Source organism: Streptomyces sp. NPDC048504 (assembly GCF_043200035.1).
Lineage (GTDB): Bacteria > Actinomycetota > Actinomycetes > Streptomycetales > Streptomycetaceae > Streptomyces.
Map to the genome: position 1 here is coordinate 295,367 of NZ_JBICXA010000006.1, position 22,269 is coordinate 317,635.

17 protein-coding genes and 2 pseudogenes are annotated in these 22,269 nt (G+C 70.2%); 11 read left to right on the top strand and 8 right to left on the bottom strand.

Features of this window, described 5'->3' with window-relative positions:
• Positions 1 to 17: 17 nt before the first annotated feature.
• Complete coding sequence (paaK, locus tag ACGFY9_RS17400) at positions 18 to 1,316, bottom strand: phenylacetate--CoA ligase PaaK (RefSeq protein ID WP_393754972.1); 1,299 nt, start codon at positions 1,314 to 1,316, stop codon at positions 18 to 20.
• A 308-nt stretch (positions 1,317 to 1,624) separates the two neighbouring features.
• Here paaK and ACGFY9_RS17405 point away from each other — a divergent pair, with 308 nt between their 5' ends.
• The 3 genes and pseudogenes from ACGFY9_RS17405 to ACGFY9_RS17415 form a co-directional block, all read left to right on the top strand.
• The gene (locus ACGFY9_RS17405) at positions 1,625 to 1,837 is read left to right on the top strand and encodes a hypothetical protein (protein ID WP_393754973.1); all 213 of its coding nucleotides are present in this window, start codon (positions 1,625 to 1,627) and stop codon (positions 1,835 to 1,837) included.
• A gap of 80 nt (positions 1,838 to 1,917) precedes the next feature.
• Entirely contained in the window at positions 1,918 to 2,781 is an 864-nt protein-coding gene (locus tag ACGFY9_RS17410) for an alpha/beta fold hydrolase (RefSeq protein ID WP_393754975.1), read from the top strand.
• Positions 2,782 to 2,818: 37 nt separating this feature from the next.
• Positions 2,819 to 3,571, top strand: a pseudogene (locus ACGFY9_RS17415) (alpha/beta fold hydrolase); the annotation flags it as partial.
• On the opposite strand, the gene ACGFY9_RS17420 reads toward ACGFY9_RS17415, so the two are convergent.
• Positions 3,549 to 5,300: a sulfatase gene (locus ACGFY9_RS17420; RefSeq protein WP_393755274.1), complete on the bottom strand. Its 1,752-nt coding sequence runs from the start codon at positions 5,298 to 5,300 to the stop codon at positions 3,549 to 3,551. The pseudogene ACGFY9_RS17415 and the gene ACGFY9_RS17420 overlap by 23 nt on opposite strands.
• Positions 5,301 to 6,118: 818 nt before the next feature.
• Positions 6,119 to 7,738, bottom strand: coding sequence for an acyl-CoA synthetase (locus ACGFY9_RS17425; RefSeq protein WP_393754976.1), 1,620 nt, complete (start codon positions 7,736 to 7,738; stop codon positions 6,119 to 6,121).
• A gap of 167 nt (positions 7,739 to 7,905) precedes the next feature.
• Here ACGFY9_RS17425 and ACGFY9_RS17430 point away from each other — a divergent pair, with 167 nt between their 5' ends.
• The 5 genes from ACGFY9_RS17430 (at position 7,906) to ACGFY9_RS17450 (ending at position 12,328) form a co-directional block, all read left to right on the top strand.
• Complete coding sequence (locus ACGFY9_RS17430) at positions 7,906 to 8,706, top strand: crotonase/enoyl-CoA hydratase family protein (protein ID WP_393754978.1); 801 nt, start codon at positions 7,906 to 7,908, stop codon at positions 8,704 to 8,706.
• A 113-nt stretch (positions 8,707 to 8,819) separates the two neighbouring features.
• Positions 8,820 to 9,776 (top strand): Zn-ribbon domain-containing OB-fold protein, encoded by a 957-nt coding sequence (locus tag ACGFY9_RS17435; protein ID WP_393754979.1) that lies wholly within the window; start codon positions 8,820 to 8,822, stop codon positions 9,774 to 9,776.
• On the top strand, positions 9,776 to 10,840 hold the full coding sequence (locus ACGFY9_RS17440) for a thiolase domain-containing protein (RefSeq protein WP_393754981.1): 1,065 nt from the start codon (positions 9,776 to 9,778) through the stop codon (positions 10,838 to 10,840). The genes ACGFY9_RS17435 and ACGFY9_RS17440 overlap by 1 nt, the downstream gene beginning before the upstream one ends.
• Positions 10,837 to 12,003: a thiolase domain-containing protein gene (locus tag ACGFY9_RS17445; RefSeq protein ID WP_019057880.1), complete on the top strand. Its 1,167-nt coding sequence runs from the start codon at positions 10,837 to 10,839 to the stop codon at positions 12,001 to 12,003. The genes ACGFY9_RS17440 and ACGFY9_RS17445 overlap by 4 nt, the downstream gene beginning before the upstream one ends.
• Before the next feature lie 82 nt (positions 12,004 to 12,085).
• Positions 12,086 to 12,328: a DUF397 domain-containing protein gene (locus ACGFY9_RS17450; protein WP_019057879.1), complete on the top strand. Its 243-nt coding sequence runs from the start codon at positions 12,086 to 12,088 to the stop codon at positions 12,326 to 12,328.
• Here the strand turns inward: ACGFY9_RS17450 and ACGFY9_RS17455 are convergent.
• Positions 12,321 to 13,210: pseudogene (locus ACGFY9_RS17455) on the bottom strand (oxidoreductase). The gene ACGFY9_RS17450 and the pseudogene ACGFY9_RS17455 overlap by 8 nt on opposite strands.
• Positions 13,211 to 13,542: 332 nt before the next feature.
• On the opposite strand from ACGFY9_RS17455, the gene ACGFY9_RS17460 reads away from it, so the two are divergent.
• On the top strand, positions 13,543 to 14,448 hold the full coding sequence (locus ACGFY9_RS17460) for a universal stress protein (RefSeq protein WP_393754984.1): 906 nt from the start codon (positions 13,543 to 13,545) through the stop codon (positions 14,446 to 14,448).
• A 75-nt stretch (positions 14,449 to 14,523) separates the two neighbouring features.
• On the opposite strand, the gene ACGFY9_RS17465 is transcribed toward ACGFY9_RS17460, so the two are convergent.
• Together ACGFY9_RS17465 and ACGFY9_RS17470 are read right to left on the bottom strand one after the other, a co-directional pair.
• Complete coding sequence (locus ACGFY9_RS17465; RefSeq protein WP_393754986.1) at positions 14,524 to 14,634, bottom strand: pyridoxine 5'-phosphate oxidase C-terminal domain-containing protein; 111 nt, start codon at positions 14,632 to 14,634, stop codon at positions 14,524 to 14,526.
• A 43-nt stretch (positions 14,635 to 14,677) separates the two neighbouring features.
• Positions 14,678 to 15,139 carry a pyridoxal 5'-phosphate synthase gene (locus ACGFY9_RS17470; protein WP_393754988.1) on the bottom strand — a complete coding sequence of 154 codons (462 nt, stop codon included), beginning with the start codon at positions 15,137 to 15,139 and terminating at the stop codon, positions 14,678 to 14,680.
• 167 nt (positions 15,140 to 15,306) lie between these two features.
• On the opposite strand from ACGFY9_RS17470, the gene ACGFY9_RS17475 reads away from it, so the two are divergent.
• Both ACGFY9_RS17475 and ACGFY9_RS17480 read left to right on the top strand, forming a co-directional pair.
• Positions 15,307 to 18,204: an ATP-binding protein gene (locus ACGFY9_RS17475; protein ID WP_393754990.1), complete on the top strand. Its 2,898-nt coding sequence runs from the start codon at positions 15,307 to 15,309 to the stop codon at positions 18,202 to 18,204.
• A 126-nt stretch (positions 18,205 to 18,330) separates the two neighbouring features.
• Positions 18,331 to 18,828, top strand: coding sequence for a hypothetical protein (locus ACGFY9_RS17480; RefSeq protein ID WP_033280692.1), 498 nt, complete (start codon positions 18,331 to 18,333; stop codon positions 18,826 to 18,828).
• A 7-nt stretch (positions 18,829 to 18,835) separates the two neighbouring features.
• Here ACGFY9_RS17480 and ACGFY9_RS17485 read toward each other — a convergent pair whose 3' ends face one another.
• Together ACGFY9_RS17485 and ACGFY9_RS17490 are read right to left on the bottom strand one after the other, a co-directional pair.
• Entirely contained in the window at positions 18,836 to 20,806 is a 1,971-nt protein-coding gene (locus tag ACGFY9_RS17485) for an N-acetylmuramoyl-L-alanine amidase (protein WP_393754992.1), read from the bottom strand.
• A 313-nt stretch (positions 20,807 to 21,119) separates the two neighbouring features.
• Positions 21,120 to 22,265, bottom strand: coding sequence for an aminoglycoside phosphotransferase family protein (locus ACGFY9_RS17490; protein WP_327406287.1), 1,146 nt, complete (start codon positions 22,263 to 22,265; stop codon positions 21,120 to 21,122).
• Positions 22,266 to 22,269: the final 4 nt, after the last annotated feature.

The window sequence follows — 22,269 nt, forward strand, 5'->3', positions numbered from 1 at the left end:
CGGCTGGGAGAGCCGCCTCAGGGAGTCCGCAGGTCCACGATGCGCCGGATCTTGCCCACGCTGCGCTCCAACGACTCGGGTTCCACGATCTCGACCGCGACGGAGACGCCGATGCCGTCCTTCACGGCCGTGGTGATGGCGCGGGCCGCCGCGTCCCGGGTTTCGGGGTCGGCGCCGGGGCGTGCCTCGGCCCGTACGGTGAGGGCGTCGAGGCGGCCCTCACGGGTGAGTCGGAGCTGGAAGTGGGGTGCGACGCCCGGGGTGCGCAGGACGATCTCCTCGATCTGGGTGGGGAAGAGATTCACCCCGCGCAGGATCACCATGTCGTCACTGCGGCCGGTGACCTTCTCCATGCGCCGGAAAGCGGGTCGGGCCGTGCCGGGAAGGAGGCGGGTCAGGTCCCGGGTGCGGTAACGGACCACCGGCATGGCCTCCTTGGTGAGCGAGGTGAACACCAACTCGCCCTTCTCGCCCTCGGGCAGGACTTCACCGGAGATCGGGTCGACGACCTCCGGGAAGAAGTGGTCCTCCCAGATGTGCAGCCCGTCCTTCGTCTCCACGCACTCCTGCGCGACGCCCGGACCGATCACCTCCGACAGCCCGTAGATGTCGACCGCGTCGATCGCGAACCGCTTCTCGATCTCCAGCCGCATCTGCTCGGTCCAGGGCTCCGCCCCGAAGATGCCGACCCGCAGAGAGGTCCCGCGCGGGTCCACCCCTTGCCGCTCGAACTCGTCGAGGAGCGTGAGCATGTAGGACGGGGTCACCATGATGATCTCGGGCTTGAAGTCCTGGATGATCTGCACCTGGCGGGCCGTCATACCGCCGGACGCGGGGATGACCGTACAACCCAGTCGTTCGGCACCATAGTGAGCGCCCAGACCACCGGTGAACAGCCCATAGCCGTACGCCACATGCACCTTGTCGCCGGGCCGTCCGCCCGCGGCGCGGATGGAACGGGCCACCACGTCCGCCCACATGGAAAGGTCGTTCTCTGTGTAGCCGACCACTGTGGGGCGTCCGGTGGTGCCGCTCGACGCGTGGATGCGGCGGATGCGGTCCTCGGGGACGGCGAACATGCCGTATGGGTAGTTGTCACGCAGGTCCAGCTTGGTGGTGAACGGGAAAAGGGCGAGGTCGGAGAGCGCGCGGCAGTCGTCCGGGTGGATTCCGGCCGAGTCGAAGGACCGACGGTAGAAGGGCACGTTCGCGTAGGCGTGCCGGAGGGAGGCCCGTAGCCGTGCCAACTGCAGTGTCCTGAGCGCGTATTGGTCGAGCTGTTCCCCCGAGTCGAGCAGCTCCGCCGCGTCCGCCATCGGTGCACCTCTTCGTCAATCGTGCCATTTCGGGCGACCGATCATTCGGTCGACGTGTGTGGGATCAGTAATCCAGCCAGCCACCCATGGGGCAAGAGCTCTGCCCCTACTTTCTCGACGCGTCGCTCGGCAGGACGGGCGCGTGGATCTTCGTCCGGAACTGTTGCCACCGTCCGTGTCCGCGGAGTGAGTTGAGGAACTCAGCCGCGACATAGAGCGGGTCGAGACCCTCTGCTACGGCGTCGACCGCGCGGCCGCGGACGGGGGAGGAGTTCGCCCTGGAGGCCGCACGCCCGGCGTACCCGCGCGTGCCGGACGTCACCCGCGACGAACTCGTCGAAGTCGTCCGCACGATCCTGGCCGGGGATACGGACAGCGAGTACTACCTCCGGCTCTTCACATCGAACGTGGCGCATCCCGCGGCCTCGGACCTGGTCTTCCACCCGCCGTCCGATCTCGCGGACGTCTCCGCCGAGCAGATCGTCGACGCGGCACTGGCTTACCGCCCCATCGCCCTCTGAGGAGATCGAGGGCTTGAGGTGGTGGAGGACCTGCGGAACTGCCTTGCGGTAGGGCCCGGTTGGCGGTGAGGATCAGTCGCATGCCGACCCTCACCGCCACCGACGGCACCGAACTCGCCTACCACGTCCGGGGCGAGGGCGAGCCGCTGGTCGTCCTGCCCGGAGGGCCCATGCGCGCCTCCATCTACCTCGGCGACCTGGGTGGACTAGCCGCACACCGTCGGCTGATCCTGCTCGACCTCCGGGGCACCGGCGACTCCGCGGTGCCGGCCGACAGGACGTCGTACCGCTGCGACCGACTCGTCGACGACGTGGAAGTGTTGCGTGCGCACATGGGGTTGGACCATATGGATCTGCTCGCCCACTCGGCGGGCGGCAGCCTCGCGATGCTGTACGCGGCCCGGTACCCCGAGCGAGTCGCACGGCTCACCCTCATCACCGCCACCCCGTGGGCACTGGACATGCCGGCCACGCCCGAGGACCGGCTCACCGCCGCACGGCTACGGAAGGGCGAGCCGTGGTTCGAGGCCGCGTACCCGGCGTTCGAGGCATGGCTCGCGGGCACGCGGGACTTCGACCCGGTCTTCGAGCCCTTCTTCTACGGCCGTTGGGATGCCGTAGCCGAGAAGCACTCCGCGCTCGCCGACGATCAGTGCAACGACGAGGCCGCCGACCTGTACTTCTCGGAAGGTGCCTTCGACCCGCCCGCCACCCGGGCCGCCCTCGCGGACCTGCCCGCACCCGTCCTGGTCCTCGCGGGCGAGCTGGACGGCGGCCCCCGGCCCGACCTCGCCGGCCGCGCCGCCGACGTCTTCCGCAACGCGGAGTCGACGGTCCAGCCGGGCGCCGGGCACTACCCGTGGCTCGACGATCCGGAGTGGTTCGTGAGTCGGGTCACCGCGTTCCTCGACGGGAGCGGCGGGGCTCTGCCCTCGGCAGAGTAGGCGGATGACCCGGCGGCCCAGCGGATACGTTCCCGGCATGGACACCGAGATCCGCGCCGTCAAGGCGAACGGCATCACCCTCGCCTGCCGAGCCTGGGGCCCCGAAGACGCGCTGCCCGTCCTCCTGCTCCACTGCCGGGGCGCCGACGGCACCGACTGGACGCCGATCGCCGAGCGGCTCGCCGCCGGCGCCGTCCCGTACCGCGTGTACGCCCCCGACCTGCGCGGCCACGGAACCAGCGACTGGCCCGGTACCGAACCGGGCGCCACGGCGGAGGCGTACGCCTACGAGGCGATGCGGGACGACATACTCGCTCTCCTCACCGCCCTCGGTATCGAACGCGTCGACGTCATCGGGCACTCCCTCGGCGGCATCGTCGCGTATCTGCTCGCGCAGGAGGCGCCCGGCGTCGTACGGCGGCTGGTTCTGGAGGACGTGCCCGCGCCGATCGCCTTCGACCCGCCACGGCTGCCCACCGAACGACCGGCGGGGGAGCTGCCGTTCGACTGGGCCATGATCGAGGCCACCGATGCCCAAGCGAACAACCCTGACCCCATGTGGTGGGACCACATGGGGCGGATCACCATGCCCACGCTGGCGATTGCGGGTGGTCCCACCAGCGGGGTTCCTCAGGACCGGGTCGCCGTGCTCGTCGAGCGGATCCCCGACGCCCGGCTGGTGACGGTGGACGCCGGACATCTCGTGCACGAGAACCGGCCGGAGGAGTACCTCGCCGTCGTGGAAGGGTTCCTGGTGGGGGAGCAGGTCACTTCGCGTACGCCGTCATGAAGCGGTCCCGGAACTTGTCCATGCTCAACACCGGTCCGTTGTCGGCCGGCTTGAGGCCGTCCGTCCAGCCCCAGCTGGAGATCTTGTCGAGGACCTTCGGGTCGTGGGCGACGATGGTGATCGGCACGTCCCGGTCGGTCGTGCCACCGGTGACCGTCGGGACGGGCTGGTGGTCGCCGAGGAAGACGAGGACGGTGTTCTTGTTGCCGTAGCGCTGGACCCACTGGGTCAGGCTGTCCACGGAGTACTGGATGGCCTTGCGGTACTCGGTCCGCACGCGCTTCGCGCTCTTCCAGACCTCCGTCGGGTTCGTGCCCTCCTTCTTGATCTGGTTGAAGATCGTGCCGTCGCCGAGCTGGTTCCAGGGGATCGTGTGGGCGATGGGGGACCACGGGTTGTGGCTGGAGGCCAGGATGATCTCCGCCATGATCGGGTCGCGGTTCTTCTTGCCGTACTCCAGCTTCTCGAAGGACTCCAGGCTGAACTGGTCAGGCACCGGAGTCCAGCTGAAGTACGGGCCGTTGTAGCCGAGGTGCGTGGAGTCGTAGATGTTGTCGAGGCCGAAGTACTTGCCCTCGGGCCACGACTTGCGCACGCCGGGGACGATGCCCACCGTGCGCCAGGCGCCGGTCTTCTGGAAGTAGCTGGTGAGGGTCGCGCGGGTGCTCGTCGTCACGGTCCGGTACCGCTGCTGGTTCTTGACCCACAGGCCGGACAGGAACGTCGAGTGGGCGAGCCAGCTGCCGGCGCCGGTCACGGGCGACCTGAGCCACGCGCTGCGCGACGAGAATCCGGCCGCCTTGAGTCGGGCGTCGCCCGCCGTGAGCGTCTTGTCCATCTCCGGTGCCATCGTCGGGTCGTCGAGCGCGACCCGGCCGTAGCTCTCGATGAAGGTGAACAGCACGTCCTTGCCGCGCAGTCCGGTCAGCAGCTGGTTGGGCGGGGTCTTCGCGAAGGCGTCCACGGTGAGCTGCTTCTTGAAGACGTCGGCGTCACCGAGACCCTCGCGGACGTACTTCACACGGTTGCTGAGGAACTGGCTGTAGCCCTTGGTGGCGAGCGTGACACCGCCGACCTGCACGCTCAGCGTGAAGCACATGATCCACACGACACCGAGGACAAGTGTGGTGCGTACGGCCATGGGGCGGTGCTTGGCCATCACATCCGCCAGCCGCACCATCGCGAGCGCGCTGCCCGCGAGCACGGCGATCAGCAGGACGATCACCCCGATGATCGCGAGCACCTCGCCCGAGCGACCGAACGAGTCCTTCATCCAGTCCGCCGCGTCGCTCAGCAACACCCAGTCGAAGACCAGGTCGAACGGCCGCGCCAGCGTCTCGTAGAAGCCCATGTCGAGGCACTTCAGGACGGTGGACAGCCCGACGAACGCACCCAGCACGACGGCGGTGATCCGCCGGGCCCGCGACGGCAGAGCCAGCAGCACGACCGCGAGCACGATCAGCTCCACGGGCAGCCGGAGGAACGACTGGAACGTCATCCGGTCGAGCCGGTCGGGCACGACCAGCGCGACGACCAGCAGCGCACCGGCCAGCACGCTCGTACCCACCCCTACGGCACGTGCGGTGCGGGGGTAACGGCGACGCCAGCCGAACCAGCCTGCGCGGAGGGGGAGTTGGGACGATTGGTCGGTGGGGTCGGCAGACTCAGTGGTCTCGCCGGGCGCGGTTGACTTTGCGGGGTGAGCGGGGCCAGTGGTCTCGGCAGGCACGGCGGAGTCTGCGGTCTCGCCGGGTGCGGAGGGGTCTGTTGAGGCGCCGGTCTTTGCGGTCTCGCCGGGTCCGTCCGACCCTGTGGGGTCTGTGGATCCCGTTGACTCGGCGGAACTTGAGGATTCGCTGGGCGCGGCGGCCTCAGCGTGTTCGGCGGGCTCCGCGACCTCGATGGGCTCTACGGGCTCGGCGCGCTGGGCGGATTCAGCAGGCTTGGCGGATCGTGTGGGTTCAGTGGGCTCTCCGGGCTCGGCAGACTCCGCGTCCTCGGCGGACCGTGCGTGCTCGGCAGGCTGCGCGGGTTCAGCGGGCTCGTCGGACCCTGCGGATGCGGCGGATTCAGCAGGCTCGGCGGACTTGGCCGACTCGGGAGCGTCGGCCGAACCGTCGGCGTCGGCGGAGCCAGCCGCGTCGGTCGCGTCGGCCAGGTCAGCCGAGTCAGCCGCATCGGCGGGGGCAGGTGCCTCGGTCGCGTCGGCCGTTTCACCGGCGTCGATCGCCTCAACCGACTCCGTCGACCCGGTCGCGTCAGCCGATTCCCGTGCCTTGGTCTCGCCGACCGAGTCGCGTGGCTCGGGTGGGGCCTGTGGTTCGGGCGGTGCGGCGGCCTCCGGTGCCGCTGTCGGGTCGGTCTCCCCGGTGGCTTTCTGCTGCGCCAATGGGTGAGAGCGAGTGAAGAGCGGCACCCGAACGTCCTTCCGTGCTGAGCCCGGTGACGGCATGGCGGACCTGGCCCGGGCCACCACATCCGTCACCACCAGTACGGGCGCACGCTACCGTCAGTTCAATCTGGCCTGCGCGTTGACCCACTGTTGACTCACTGATCTGCGGTGACCGCCACCTCCCGCGCCCACCGGTAGTCCGCCTTGCCGCTCGGCGACCGCTGGATGGACTCCGCGATCACCAACTGGCGCGGGATCTTGTACCCGGCGAGATGGGTACGGCAGTGCGTCTGGATCTCGTCCAGCGACGGCCGTTCCGCACCCGTCCGCAGTTGTACGACGGCGGCCACATGGTTGCCCCACCGCACGTCCGGCACCCCGGCCACCAGCGCGTCGTAGACGTCCGGATGCGATTTGAGCGCCTGCTCGACCTCCTCCGGATACACCTTCTCCCCACCGGTGTTGATGCACTGCGAGCCGCGCCCGAGAACCGTGACGACGCCCTCCTCGTCCACGGTCGCCATGTCGCCGAGCAGGACCCAGCGCCGGCCGTCCTTCTCGAAGAAGGTCTCGGCGGTTTTCGTCGGATCGTTGTAGTAGCCGAGCGGTACGTGACCGCACTGGGCGACCCGGCCGATCTCACCGACGGCGACCGGTTCGTACGTAGCCGGATCTACCACCTGGGTACGGGAGTTGACGCGGATGCGGAACGACTTCCCGGCGCCGGAGTCGGCCGTCGCCGTGCCGTTGAAGCCGGACTCGGACGAGCCGTAGTTGTTCAGCAGCATCGTGTTCGGGAGCAGCTCCTGGAACTGCCGCCGCACCGTCTCCGACATGATCGCGCCCGATGACGACACGCTGAACATCGATGAGCAATCGATGCCCTTCATAGGACCGTTGAGGGCGTCGATGAGCGGGCGCAGCATCGCGTCGCCGACCAGGGACATGCTGGTGACCTTCTCCTTCTCGATGGTCCGCAGCACCTCCTCCGGCACGAACTTGCGGTGGATCACGATGCGTTGGCCGAAGTTGAAGCCGATGAACGCGGTGAGCGTGGAGGTGCCGTGCATCAGCGGGGGAGTGGGGAAGAACGTGATCCCCGCTCCGCCGGCCGCGACCCGCTCGGCCAACTCCTCTGGTTTCTTCACCGGTTCACCCGTCGGCGCGCCGCCGCCGAGCCCCGAGAAGAACAGATCCTCCTGCCGCCACATCACACCCTTGGGCATCCCGGTCGTACCGCCGGTGTAGATGATGAACTGGTCGTCCGCCGACCGCGCCGGGAACCCGCGCTCGGGGGACCCGGCGGCTTCGGCGTCCGTGAAGTCCACGGCGGGTACGTCCGGTCCGAACTCCGGCGCCGCTCCCACCCGTACCAGGTGCCGCAGTTGCTCCGCACGCGGCAGCGCGGCCGCCACCCGCTCGGTGAACTCCGTGTCGAAGACGAGAGCCACGAGATCGGCGTCGCGGTAGAGGTACACCAACTCCTCTTCGACGTAGCGGTAGTTGACGTTGACCGGTACGACCCGTGCCTTGAGGCAGCCCAGCACCGTCTGCAAGTACTCGATGCCGTTGTAGAGATGGAGCCCGAGGTGCTCACCCGGGCGTATCCCGGTGTCGATCAGATGATGGGCGACGCGGTTCGCGGCCGCGTCCAACTCCGCGTAGGTCAGGCGGCGTTCCGCGCCCGTGCCCGGGTGGTCGATGTACACGAGCGCCTCGCGGTCCGGGACCACGTCGACGACCGACTCGAACAGGTCGGCAATGTTGTACTCCACCACTCCTCCTGACGTCGGTTCGCCGGTCATCAGAGCAAAGGGCGCGGCAACTGTGAAGGGTCCGCGCAGAAGAAATCTGACTGAGTGTCAGAAACCCCTTGTACTGGCAGGGCGCCTCCTGCAACCTGTTCTCGTTCCGGAGGCGGTACGGCGACGGGAGGACGACCATGAGCGGTACGGAACACCTGACCGTGCGGCGCGAGGGCGCCACACTGGTGCTCACGCTCAACAGGCCCGAGGCCAAGAACGCGCTCTCGTTGCCGATGCTGGTCGGTCTCTACGACGGCTGGGTCGAGGCCGACGCGGACGACGCGATCCGCTCGATCGTGCTGACCGGGGCGGGGGGTGCGTTCTGCGCGGGAATGGACCTCAAGGCGCTGGCCGGGAAGGGCATGGAGGGGCAGCAGTACCGCGATCGGCTCACGGCTGATCCGGATCTGCACTGGAAGGCGATGCTGCGGCATCACCGGCCCCGGAAGCCGGTGATCGCCGCGGTCGAGGGGTATTGCGTGGCCGGCGGTACGGAGATCTTGCAGGGCACCGATATTCGGGTTGCGGGGGAGTCGGCGACCTTCGGGTTGTTCGAGGTGAAGCGTGGGCTGTTCCCGATCGGGGGGTCAACTGTGCGGCTTCAGCGGCAGATTCCGCGTACCCATGCGCTGGAGATGTTGCTGACCGGGCGTCCGTACAGCGCGAGGGAGGCGGCGGACGTCGGTCTCGTCGGACATGTCGTGCCGGACGGTACGGCGCTTGCCAAGGCGCTGGAGATCGCCGAACTCGTCAATGAGTGTGGGCCGTTGGCGGTTGAGGCGGTCAAGGCGTCGGTGTACGAGACGGCGGAGCTGACCGAGACGGACGGGCTGGCCGCCGAACTCAAGCGTGGCTGGCCGATCTTCGACACCGCCGATGCGAAGGAGGGGGCGCGTGCCTTTGCGGAGAAACGGCCGCCTGTTTATAGGCGGGCGTAAGCGTTTCGCTGGTCGGCCGGATTTCGTCTGCGGGTTCGTTGTGGCTAGTCGCGCAGTTCCCCGCGCCCCTGGGTGGGGACAGCCGGCCCGCATCTGTTTAGTGAGGAGATGTCGTGCCTGAAGTGCTCAAAGCCCCCTTGGTCCTTGAATTCCCATTCACCCGCTCCCTCGGTCCCGTGCAGAGCGCCTTTCTCACCGGGCTGCGCGAACGTGTCGTGCTCGGTGTGAAGACCGGCGACGGACGGACCCTCGTACCGCCCGTCGAGTACGACCCCGTTACCGCGGAGGAGATCCGCGATCTCGTCGAGGTCGGGGCCACAGGTACGGTCACCACCTGGGCCTGGAACCATGAACCCCGGCGCGGGCAGCCCCTCGACACCCCCTTCGCCTGGGTCCTGGTCCGGCTCGACGGTGCCGACACCGCCCTCCTGCATGCTCTCGACGCCCCCGGCTCCGACGCCGTCCGCACCGGTATGCGCGTCCGCGTCCGCTGGGCCGAGGAGCGCGTCGGCGCCATCACGGACATCGCCTGCTTCGAGCCGTACGCAGGCGATGCCGATGGTGACGAGGAGCGCCAACCCGCCGCCCACAGCGGCGAGTTCGAGGACATGGTCACCGGCATCGTGGCCCCCGCGCGCCTCGACTACGTCTACTCGCCCGGCCGTGCCCAGACCGACTACATCCACGCGCTCTCCGAGCAACGCACCGTCGGCGAACGCTGCCCCTCCTGCCGGAAGGTGTACGTCCCGCCGAGGGGTGCGTGTCCCACATGTGGTGTCGCCACAGCGGAACATGTCGAAGTGGGTCCGCGCGGCACAGTGACCACCTTCTGCATCGTCAACATCAAGGCGAAGAACCTCGACATCGAGGTGCCGTACGTCTACGCGCACATCGCGCTCGACGGGGCCGACCTCGCGTTGCACGGACGCATCGGCGGGATTCCGTATGACCAGGTGCGCATGGGGCTGCGGGTCGAGGCGGTGTGGAGTGAGGGCGGCCGTTATCCGGACCACTACCGGCCGACCGGCGAGCCCGACGCGGACTACGACGTCTACAAGGAGCTGCTGTGATGCAAGGAGCTGCCGCGATGCGGGAGATCGCCGTCGTCGCCTTCGCGCAGACCGACCACCGGCGTACCACCGACGAGCTCTCCGAGGTGGAGATGCTGATGCCGGTCCTGCACGGCGTCCTCGAACAGACCGGTCTGAAGACCGCCGACATCGACTTCACCTGCTCCGGTTCCAGCGACTACCTCGCCGGCCGCGCCTTCTCCTTCACCCTCGCCCTCGACGGCGTCGGCGCCTGGCCGCCGATCTCCGAGTCGCACGTCGAGATGGACGGTGCCTGGGCGCTCTACGAGGCGTGGACCAAGCTGCTCACCGGCGACGCGGACACCGCGCTCGTCTACTCGTACGGCAAGTCGTCCCCCGGCTCCGTACGCGACGTCCTGACCCGACAGCTCGACCCGTACTACGTCGCCCCCCTGTGGCCGGACTCCGTCGCCCTGGCCGCCCTCCAGGCCCAGGCCCTCATCGACGCGGGCGACACCGACGAGCCCGCGCTCGCCGCCGTCGCGGCCCGCAGCCGGACGGACGCGAGCGCCAACTCCCATGCTCAGGCGCGGGGTTCGGTGCCGCAGGGCGACTATGTCGTACGGCCGCTGCGCACCGGCGACTGTCCGCCGGTCGGTGACGGCGCCGCTGCCGTGATCCTCGCGGCCGGAGACCGGGCCCGTGAGCTGTGTGAACGGCCCGCGTGGATCAGGGGGATCGACCACCGTATCGAGGCACATGGGCTCGGGGTGAGGGAGTTGACCGACTCGCCCTCCACGCGGCTGGCCGCCGAGAAGGCCGGGGTCTTCGAACGGCCCGTCGACACCGTCGAGTTGCATGCGCCGTTCACCGCGCAGGAGGTGGTCCTGCGCAAGGCGCTGCGCCTCGGTGACGACGTGCGCGTCAACCCGTCCGGGGGCGCCCTCGCCGCCAACCCCGTCATGGCCGCCGGGCTCATCCGCATCGGCGAGGCCGCCGCCCGCATCCACCGGGGCGAGTCCGACCGGGCTCTCGCCCACGCGACCTCCGGCCCCTGTCTGCAACAGAACCTGGTCGCCGTACTCGAAGGGGATCCGCGATGAGCAAGGAGCCCGTGGCCGTCGTAGGGATCGGCCAGACCAAGCATGTCGCCGCGCGGCGGGACGTGTCGATCGCGGGGCTGGTGCGGGAGGCTGCCCAACGGGCTCTGGACGACGCCGAGTTGACGTGGGCCGACATCGACGCCGTCGTCATCGGGAAGGCGCCCGACTTCTTCGAGGGCGTCATGATGCCCGAGCTGTATCTCGCGGATGCGCTGGGCGCCGTAGGGAAGCCGATGCTGCGGGTGCATACCGCTGGTTCCGTGGGCGGGTCGACGGCGCTTGTCGCCGCGAACCTCGTCGCGGCCCGTGTGCACGGCACCGTCCTCACCCTTGCCTTCGAGAAGCAGTCCGAGTCGAACGCCATGTGGGGACTGTCCCTGCCGATTCCCTTCCAGCAGCCGTTGCTTGCCGGTGCGGGCGGGTTCTTCGCGCCGCACGTGCGCGCCTATATGCGGCGCACCGGGGCGCCCGACACGGTCGGCTCGCTGGTGGCGTACAAGGATCGGCGCAACGCGCTGAAGAACCCGTACGCGCATCTCCACGAGCACGACATCACGCTGGAGAAGGTCCAGGCCTCGCCGATGCTGTGGGACCCGATCCGGTACTCGGAGACCTGCCCCTCCTCCGACGGCGCCTGCGCGATGGTGCTCACCGACCGGGCGGGCGCGGCTCGCGCACCACGTCCGGCGGCCTGGATGCATGGGGGCGCCATGCGGAGCGAACCCACACTGTTCGCCGGAAAGGACTGTGTGTCGCCACAGGCCGGCAAGGACTGCGCGGCCGACGTGTACCGGCAGGCCGGGATCGCCGATCCGCGCCGGGACATCGATGCCGTGGAGATGTACGTGCCGTTCTCCTGGTACGAGCCCATGTGGCTGGAGAACCTCGGATTCGCCGAGGAGGGGGAGGGCTGGAAACTCACCGAATCGGGCGTGACCGAGCTGGACGGCGACCTTCCCGTGAACATGTCAGGGGGCGTGCTTTCCACCAATCCGATCGGCGCCTCGGGCATGATCCGCTTCGCGGAGGCCGCCCTCCAGGTTCGCGGGCAAGCCGGAGAACACCAGGTGGAAGGCGCTCGACGGGTTCTCGGGCACGCCTACGGCGGCGGATCCCAGTTCTTCTCGATGTGGCTCGTGGGCAGCGAACCCCCCGCCTCCTGAAAGGTCCCCCTCACGTGGCCTGTTGGCATCAGAAACCGATCGCTAGGCTGGCCGCGGACGACGAATCGGGAGGAGCACGGACGTGGCCGAGAGCACCATCCAGCAGCACCCGCTTGCGGGCTGGGACAAGCCGGAGCTGGACCTCAGTGACGCCGATTGGCACTCAGGCAGCCGTGGACTGGGGGATGTCCAGATCGCTTTTGTCGAGGGATTCATCGCGATGCGCAACAGCGGCCGCCCGGAAAGCCCTTCCTTGATCTTCACGCCCGCGGAATGGGGCGCGTTCGTGTCGGGGGCGCGGGAAGGGGAGTTCGACCTCACCTGAAGGTGAGAGATCCCCGGCGAACCATCGGGGGACGTACGCACAGGGCATCTACAGCCCGGCCTTCACTCGTGAGGGTGGCGGCCGGGCTGCGTGCCTGATGGAACTCGATGCCGGTCATGTCCTGGGAGAGCGCCCACAGGCGGCGTTGCCGCGACGTGTCGTACGACTGCGGGCTGGAGCGGACCACCTTGGGATGCCCCTTGCTCTGCTGGAATCCGCGTGGGCCGTAGTACTCACCACCCCGCACGTCCGGGCCGGTCGCGGCGCGCAGTACCGGCTGTGCTCCCCTCTCGGGGGACTGCCAGTGGCCCGCCGGCGGGCAGCCTGCGGTCGAGCTCGTAGGTGAACAGCAGGTTGGCCGGCTTGGAGGGCCCGTACGCGGCGGTCCGGTCGTACGGAACGTCTGCGCCGGTCGAGATCATCGAGATCGATCGGGCCGCCCATGCGGTGGCCCGCGCTGCCGACCGTGACGACACGGGAGGCGGGCGAGGCCGGCAGCAGGTCCAGCAGCAGCCCGGTCAGGACGAAGTGCCCCAGGTGGTTGGTTCCGAACTGGAGCTCGTAGCCGTCCGGGGTCGTCCGGTACGGCGTGTACATCACGCCGGCGTTGTTGATCAGCAGGTCGATCCGGGCGTAGGCGTCTCTCAAATCCCCGGCCGTGTCGCGGACCGAGGCGAGCGAACTCAGGTCGAGCCGCTGGACGTGCACCCTCGCCGTCGGCGCGACGAGAGCGATCTCCTCCGCCGCGCGCTTGCCCTTGTCGGCGTCCCGTACCGCCAGGACGACTGCTGCCCCGCGCAGGGTTAGGGCCTTGGCCGTCTCGAATCCGATGCCGGTGTCGGCACCCGTGATCACAGCGGTGCGGCCGTGCTGGGCGGGGATGCCCCGGGCTGGCCAGTGCGCGGGCTTCGATTACCTCCTGGTACACCTCCTCGACGGAGTCCTGTGCCGGGAACGCCCGCTCGTGGCCATCGCCGTCACCGTCGACTCATCGGCGCCGGGGCGGACGTAGCGCTCAAGGGAGCGGACGGAGGGGTGGCGGGAGCAGGCCGGCAGCGTCGGGGTGGCGGGAGCGGGTCGGCAGCGTCGGGGTCTACCAAGGGTGTCGCACCTGATTTTCCGGACACGCGACCTTGGGAACCCTTCTGGAGCCGGTGCCTGAGCCAGGCTGGCGCCGGAGGGGAAGATCCCGTTACTCCGGAGGTGAGGAACCCATGAGCACCCTGCCGGTCATCGCGGCGGTCGACGGTTCGGACGACAGCCTGCGCGCCCTGGACTGGGCCCTCGACGCGGCCCGTGGACGCGGGGCGGCGTTGCGGGTCGTCCATGTGTGGCAGTACGCCGCCGCCTGGACACCGCCAGGCGTCCTGGTCGCCGGACCACCGGAGCCGGACGAGGACGAGGTGCTCGACCAGGTTCGTACGCATGTCGAAGGGCGGGCCGACCGGCCGGTCATGGAGTACCTCGGGCTGCAGGGCGCGCCGAGTGCCGTACTCCCCGAACTCGGCTCCACCGCGCAGCTGTTGGTGCTCGGCTCGCGTGGCCGCGGCGGCTTCGCCAGCCTGCTGCTCGGCTCGAACGGCATGGCCGCCGCCCGCGACGCCGACTGCCCCGTCGTCGTGGTGCCCCGGCCCGGGCGTGAGGTGCACGGCGACGTCCCGGCCGAACCCGGGCCCCGCGTGGTCGTCGGCCTGCACGTGGACAGCCCCGACGAGGCCACCCTCTCCTTCGCCTTCGCCGAGGCGGCCCTGCGCGGCGCCCGCCTCCAGGTCGTCGCCGCCTTCCCGTGGCCGCCGCAGGCCTGGGCGTCCCCCGGCGAACTCGTCCCGCCGGTCATCGACCAGGACGCCATCGAGAACGAGACCCGCACCCTCACCGATGCCCTCCTCGCCCCGCACCGCGAACATCACCCGGACGTCCCCACCGAGCCGTACGTCGCCCCGGGCGACGCGGCCGGCCACCTCGTCGCCGCCTCCAAGGACGCCGCCCTCGTCGTCGTGGGCCGCCACCGCCGCCGCCTGCTGTCCCCGGCCCGACTCCTCGGCTCGGTCACCCAGGCGGTCCTGCTCCACGCGGCGAGCCCGGTGGCGGTGGTGCCGCCGACGGCGTTGGAGGAGTGAGCAAGTCCCTTGTTCCTACGGCGACTTGCTCGACGGTGTCGCACCGTACGTGCCGCACCGGCAACAGGTCGGCGATCACGGCCACAGCAACTGCGTGCGCCACCCCTCGCCCTCGCGGACATACACGAGCCGCGTGTACCGACGTTCCTTGTCGCCCTGCCAGAACACGACCGACTCGGGCCGCATGGTGTGCAGGGTCCAGCCGGGGGCCACGAGGTCCGGCTCGTCCTCAAGGCGTTCCAGTAACTCCTTGACGGCCGCGTCCCGTTCGGCGAGGAAGGTCCGCCAGCGGCTGGGACTGACGGCCGGCCAGTGCCTCCGCGCGGGCGCTGGTGCTCCGGGCCGGGAAGTCCGCCGCGCTGTCCGCCTCGCCCGCCGTCACTACGGGACCGCGCACGCGGACCTGGCGGGCGAGCGGCGACCAGTAGAACGTCAGGGCGGCGAAGGGCTGTTGGGCGAGATCGCGGGCCTTGACGCTGCCGCCGTCCGACGCGAACCGCCAGCCGTCGGGGCCAACGCCCTTGAGGATCAAGGTCCTTGCCGACGGGTTGCCGTCGGCGCCGGCTGTCGAGACCGTCATCGCCTGCGGCTCGCGCACCCCGGCCTCCAGCGCCCCCAGCAGCCACTCCGTGAACAGCTCGGACGGTGTCCGGAGCCGCCAAGGGGTCGAAGAACGGCGGGATGTGATCAAGCGGGCCCCGCGCCTCCGCCGTCACCGGAGACCCAGGAGAACCGGCCGGTACGCCTTCGCCGACTACCGGGTCGCGCGACCTTCGGGAAGCGTACGCTGAGGTCCCTGTAGCTCACGGTGCGCGTTCGCTCCCCGCGCGGGCGCACCACCGTGGCAGGGGGTATGGCATGGGGCAGCGGAGTGCACGCAGCAGAAGGACACTCTTCGAACGGGAGAGTGAACTCGCCGCCGTGGACGAGGCGTTGGGCGAACTCACCGGTCTGCGCACGGACGGCGGCGAACCGGGTGACCGGCCGCGCGGCGCCCTGCTCGCCTTCGCGGGACGGGCCGGCATCGGCAAGACCACCCTGCTCTCCGAAGTCCGCCGTCGCGCCGCCGCCCAGGGCTGCACCGTGCTCTCCGCGCGGGGCGGCGACCAGGAACAGCGCGTCGCCTTCCACGTCGCCCGACAGCTGCTGCAACCGCAGTTCGCCGGGTCTGCCGACGCCGATCTCCGTTCCTCGCTGGGGAGTTGGTACGACATCGTCGGCCCCGCCCTCGGCCTGTGCGCGCCCACCGAAGGCTCCCCGCCGGACCAGCAGGGTCTGCGCGACGGCCTCGACTGGGTGCTCACCCACCTCGCGGTGCAGCGCGCCCCGATGGTCCTCGTCCTCGACGACGCGCACTGGACCGACCCCGAATCCCTGGGCTGGCTGGCCGCGTTCGCACCCCGCGCCGAACAACTCCCGCTGCTGGTCGTGGTCGCCTACCGGCCCGACGAACTCCCCGACCACGCCGAGTCGTTGAGGGGACTGCCCGGCCGGGCCGGCGGACGCCCACTCGACCTCGAACCGCTCAGCGTCGCCGCCGTGGCCGACCTGGTGCGGGAGACGCTCGGCGAGGACGCCGACGACGCGTTCTGCCACGAGTGCTGGGCCGTCACCGCCGGGAACCCCTTCGAGACCGTCGAACTCACCGCCAAGATCCACGACCGGGGCCTGACCCCCACCGAGGCGGGGGCCTACCAACTGCGCGACCTCGCCGCCGCCGTCAAGGGCAGTGGCCTCACCACCCGCCTCGAACGGCTCGGCACCTCGACCGTCCGCTTCGCCTGGGCCTGCGCGGTCCTCGGCACCGAGCCCCATCCGATGCTCGCCGCCGCCGTCGCCGGACTCGGCCACGAGGAGGCCGCCGACGCCGTCGACGCGCTGCGCGGCGCCCGCATCTTCACCGGCACGCTGACCGCGGCGGACACCCTCGAATTCGTGCACCCGCTCATCGCCACCGCCGTCTACCGGGCCATCCCCCCTGGCGTCCGCGTGGCCCTGCACGGCCAGGCCGCCTGGTGCGTCATCAACGAGGGCCAGGGTCCTTCCGCCGCCGCCCGCCACCTCATGGAGACCCACCCCGACGGCGACAACTGGGTGGTCCAGCAACTCCGCGCGGCGGCCGGCGAGACCCTGCGCGCGGGCGCCCCCGACACGGCCCGCAGCTACCTCGCCCGCGCCCTGCGCGAACCCCCGCCCTTCGACGACCGGGCCGCCGTCCTGTACGAACTGGGCAGCGCCTCCCTGCTCACCGAACCGGCGACCACCGTCAACCATCTGCGGGCCGCCCTCGAAGAGCCGATCAGTGACGCGAGCCTGCGGCAGAACATCGTCTACCGCCTCTCCCAGGTCCTCGCCCACAGCGACCGACTCGCCGAGGCCTCCGACACCCTCGCCCGCGAGATCCGCGTCACCGGCGACGCCCGGGTCAAACTGCGCATGCTCTCCGAGCAGTTCATGTGGGACGCCTTCCGCGCCGACGAACCCGACCACCCCTCACGCTCCCGCCGCCTCACCAAACTCGCCGACCGCCTCAAGGGCCGCGACCTCACCGAGCGGTACATCATCGGCCTGCGTACCTGGGACGCCGTACTTCGTGGTGAACCCGCACATGTGGCCCTGCACCATGCGGAGCGCGCATTGAGTGGTGGTCTCGGCTGGGCGGAGGCCGACCGCGGCTTCGAGGTGCCGGTGCTGGTCGCCCTCACCTTCATGTACTGCGATCGGCCGGGCCGCGCGGAGGAACTCTTCGCCACCGGCATCGCCGACTTCGAACAACAGGGCTGGCGCGGCGCGCACCTGTCCTTCGGGTACACCTTCCTCGGCTACCTCCGCTACCGGCGCGGCCGCCTCGCCGAGGCCGAGGACTTCGCCCGCGCCGGCCTGGGCCTCGCCGAACGCGTCGGACCCGGCACCCCCGTCTACTGGTACGGCACGGGCATCCTCATCGAGGTCCTGCTGGCCCGCGGCCGGGTCGCCGAAGCCGTACAACTCGCCGAGGACCACGCCTTCGCGGAGCCTTTCCCAGCCGCTGTCGTCTTCCCTGACGCCCAGACCGTCTACGGCGAACTCCTGCTGGCCCGTGGCCTCGCCAAGGAAGCCGCCGCCGAACTCGCCTCCGCCGGCCGCCGTCTGGACCCACGCGGCATCCGCAACCCCGCGTGGTGCCCCTGGCAGCTCCACCTCGCCCGCGCCGAACGCCACGACACCCCCGAGCGCGCCGTCGTCACCGCCCACGAAGCGGTCGCCCGCGCCCGCCAGTTCGGCACCCCCTCCGCCATCGGCCAGGCCCTGCGCATCGCCGCCGAGGTCTCCACCGGCTCGGCCCGCGCCAAACTCCTGGAAGAATCCGTCACCCACCTCGAACGCTCCCCGGCCGCCTACGAGTTGGCCTGCGCCCTTGTCGCCCTAGGCACCGAACTCCGCCGCGTAGGCAGGTCCAGGGAAGCCGGCGACCACCTCTACCGAGGCCTCGACGCAGCCGTCCAATGCGGCGCCGACGGCCTCGCGGACACGACCCGCGCCGAACTGGCAGCAGCAGGCCTACGCCCCCGCCGCCTCCACAGCACGGAAACCGACACCCTCACGACCCGCGAGCGCACCGCCGCAACCCTGGCCGCCCAAGGCCACACGGACCACGAGATAGCCGTAGAACTCCACACGGACGAGCAGACGGTGGTGCGCTTGCTCTCAGCCGTCTGCCGCAAGGTGGGCACGGAACGCTCAGGATTGGAAACGGAACCAATCCAGCCAACATAGGACGCACCTACCCAGGGGCGCGGGGAACTGCGCGCTCAGCCCCCACGGCGCCGCACCCGACCGACGATCCGCACCCGGCACCCGGCCACGGCCACATCGCCGAACGGCACCCCGTACCATTGCTTCATGTCGTTCCTCCGCCGCCGCAGCGCCACCCCCGCCGGCCCCGAATTCGATGTGCTGGCCATGGACCCGGGCGACTGGCCCGGCAACCTGGGTGCCGGTCTGCTGCCCGCGCCCGACGGCACCTGCCAGGGCGTGTTCCTGCGGTACGACCTCTTCGGCGGCCGCGGCCCCGCGATGGTCATCGGCAATCTGCCGGAGGGCTCCCCGGCCCGTGACGTCGCCGAGGACGAGATCCCGTTCGAGGTCGCGCAACTGCTCCTCGCGCTGGAGAACGACGAGGAGGTGACCGTCGTAGGCGTCGAGGACATGCCGGTGATGCAGGGCGACAACCTGCTGATCGTGCGCCGCCTCAAGCTCTCCGAGAGCCGGATCTCGTGCGTCCAGTTCGACCGCAGCGACAACGTCCTGGTCACCATCGCCGCCTGGGACCGCCCCATCACGGACGACCTCTACGCCCTGCTGAAACCGCTCCCGGCGGAACTGTTCCAGCAGGGCTGAGGCACGGCTACCGGCTCGACCGCTTCACCGTCACGTCGGCGGCGCGCACGAACTCCACCCGGTGGCCGTACTGGATCTCGTAGTAGAGATCCTTTCCTACGACGACCTTGTGCGAGTCGGTGGTGAAGGTGACCGCGTAGTAGTACTCGCCGGGCACCTTGTCACCGACCACGTACTTCTGGCCCTTGAGCAGCTTGTACGGCAGCGCGGAGATCGCCTGGGCGGGCACTCCCGTCGGATAGGCCGAGGCCTCCGGGTAGGCGCGGCCGTACACCGGGACGCTGTCCATGCCCTCCTTCGGCGTCGCCACCAGACCGGCCGCCTTCACCGCGGTGGGCTGCTTCTCCGGGTTCTTGAACCAGGCCTCCTGACCCAGGTACCAGATCGCGGTCCAGTCCCCGGAACGGTCGGCCACCGCGTACTGCTGCCCGGTGGACACCCGTGAGGAGAGGTCGTTGACCCCGGTCGTCGGGGTCGTCCCGAGGCCGATGTCCTTGATCAGCGGGTAGGTCTCGCCGGGCCCGGAGTACAGCCGGACCTCGCTCGACCCGTGCACCGCGCACGGCTGTCCCGCGGTGACGCAGCCCGTGTACACCGGCTGGTTGGTGGTGTAGTCGGGGCGGATCGTCACCAGGCCGCCGCCCTTCTTCGCGGTCTGCTTGACGGGGTGACCCAGCAGGTCGAAGTAGTGCGCCCAGTCCCAGTACGGGCCCGGGTCCGTGTGCATCCCGGGGACCGTGGACGTGGTCGGCCCCGGCACGTTGTCGTGGCCGAGGATGTGCTGCCGGTCCAGCGGGATGCCGTACTTCTTCGTCAGGTACGACACCAGTCGCGCCGACGAGCGGTACATCGCCTCCGTGTACCAGGCGTCCGGCGCCGCGAGGAAGCCCTCGTGCTCGATGCCGATCGACTTGGCGTTGATGTACCAGTTGCCCGCGTGCCAGGCCACGTCCTTGGCCTTCACATGCTGGGCGACGAGACCGTCGGTGGAGCGGATCGTGTAGTTCCACGACACATAGGTGGGGTCCTGGACCAGGTTCAGGACGCCGGCCCACTGGCCTTCCGTGTCATGGATGACGATGTACTTGATGCTCTGCGACGCGGGCCGGTCGCCCAGGTCGTGGTTGCCGTAGTCGTCGTTCCCGAATTGGGAGTACGGCGCCGGGATCCACTCGCAGGACACCTTCTTGGGGCACTCGGTGCCGTCGGCGGAGACCGTGCGCAGCCCGGTCTCCTTCAGTTGCGCGGTGTCGGGCGCGACGTCCGGCCGGGCGGCCAGCGCGACCTGCTGCCCGGCGTCCGTGGTGCGCGCCTCGCCGGTGTGGATCACGTCGTAGACATCGTTGGCATACGCGGCCGCCGTCGCCGTGTCGTCGGCGCCGGAGAAGCGCGCGATCGCGCCGTACCAGTCGGCCGGATCCGCGCTCAGCGACTCACCGAGGTTCTTCTGGGCGTCGGCCAGCAGCGCGGCGCCACCGGCCACATTGGCGGTCTCGTCGGTACGGAGGTCGGTCGCCGGAAGGCCGGTCAGATCGGCCGCCTTCGTCAACGTCTTGAGGCGGGCGGGGAGTTGGGAGTCCGCCGGGATCTGCGTGGTGGGGTGCAGGGCGGGGCGGGCGCTGTCGCCGCGGGGGTCCTCGGTGCCCTCGCTCAGGTGCTCCGTCGCGGCGAGGGCGGTGCGGGCGTCGGTGAGGTGCATCGGGCCGTAGCCGCCGGTCACACTCGGCGCTCCGCCGTGCGTGTCCCAGCGGGACTGGAGGTAGGAGACGGCCAGCAGCACTGTCTGCGGCACGTGGTACTGGGCGGACGCCGACGCGAACGCCCGCTGGAGGGTGGCTGAGGAGGAGTCGGTGGGGCTCTCCGAGGGGGCCGCGCCCAGCAGGGGAAGCAGCAGGGCGGCGGTGGCGAGCGCGCCGGCGGACCGGCGCGCGCGTCTGTGTCCGGGAGAGCGGGTGGGGTCGGTCGAGGATCCTCGCAATGCAGCCTCCTGGGACGGTGGGATTGTCATGAACCGTGCGGGGCCGGGCGTGCGTCAGTGGTACCGGCTGGCCGACGATCCGTCAATCATGCCCAGAGGAGGGCGATTTCCCATGTCAACGGGGGGTGCGAGGAGTTTCGTGGCGGCGGTGTCCGGGCCTGCGGGGCGTCAGTGGAGTACACCAATGGGGGAGTGCGGCGGGGCTCGGGCAGATATATGTAGGCCGGACACATAGAGGCCGGCCATATGTCGGCCGGACACACGAAGGTCCGCGGTACGCCGCTGCAGGGCGTACCGCGGACCGTCGTCCCCGTCAGCGAGTGCCGACCGCCGCACGTACGGCCCGGCGGGCCATCTGGCAGTCGTCGTGCAGCCGCCTCAGCAGCAGCCGTTGTTCCTCGCCGGACGGCGCAGCACCCGGGTGGGCCACCACTCCCGGTGCCGCCGGGGCCGAGTCGTGCATCGAACGCTGCACGGCCATCTCGTAGGTACGGATCTCGCGGGTCAGTACCAGCATCAGGTTCACCAGGAAGGCGTCACGTGACGCCGGTCCCGCCGACTGCGCGATCTGGCTGATCTGCCGCCGGGCCACCGGCGCGTCCCCGAGGACCGCCCACAGCGTCGCCAGGTCGTAGCCCGGCAGGTACCAGCCCGCGTGCTCCCAGTCCACCAGCACTGGACCGGCCGGTGAGAGAAGGATGTTGGACAGCAGGGCGTCACCGTGACAGAACTGGCCCATCCCGCCGCGGCCCGCCGAGTGCGCGATGCCGTGCAGCAGTTTCTGCAGGTCTCCCATGTCCCGGTCGGTGAGCAGCCCCAGCTCGTGGAAGCGGGAGATACGGGCCGCGTAGTCCAGCGGGGCGTCGAACGTGCCCGCCGGCGGCCGCCAGGCGTTCAGCCGGCAGATCGAGCCGAGCGCCGCCCGGATGTCCGCCCGCGGCGGGGCCTCCGCCGGGTGCCGGTGCAGCGCCGCCACCCGGCCCGGCATCCGCTCGATGACCAGCGTGCAGTTGTCCGGGTCCGCCGCGATCAGTCGCGGCACCCGCACCGGCGGGCGGTGCCGGACGAACGAGCGGTATGCGGCTATCTCGTGCCGGATCCGCTCGGCCCACGCGGGGGAGTGGTCCAGTAAACACTTCGCGACGGCCGTGCTGCGTCCGGTCGTTCCGACCAGAAGCACGGAGCGCCCGTTGCGGCGTAGCACCTGCACCGGAGCGAACTCCGGGCAGATCCGGTGCACCGACGCGATCGCCGTACGCAGCTGGGCGCCCTGGGGGCCGGACAAGTCGAGTCTCCCGCTGAGGGGTTGGGGGCCGAGCCCGGGAACGCGCCGCGGCCTGCCCGCACCGAGCACGGGGGCGGCCGCCGGCCGCGCCGGGTCGAGGTAGGGGCCGCCGGCTCCCGGGCGGGGGTGCAGCGACCGGGGCGGGGCGGACACGGAGGACGATGCTGTGTACATGGGA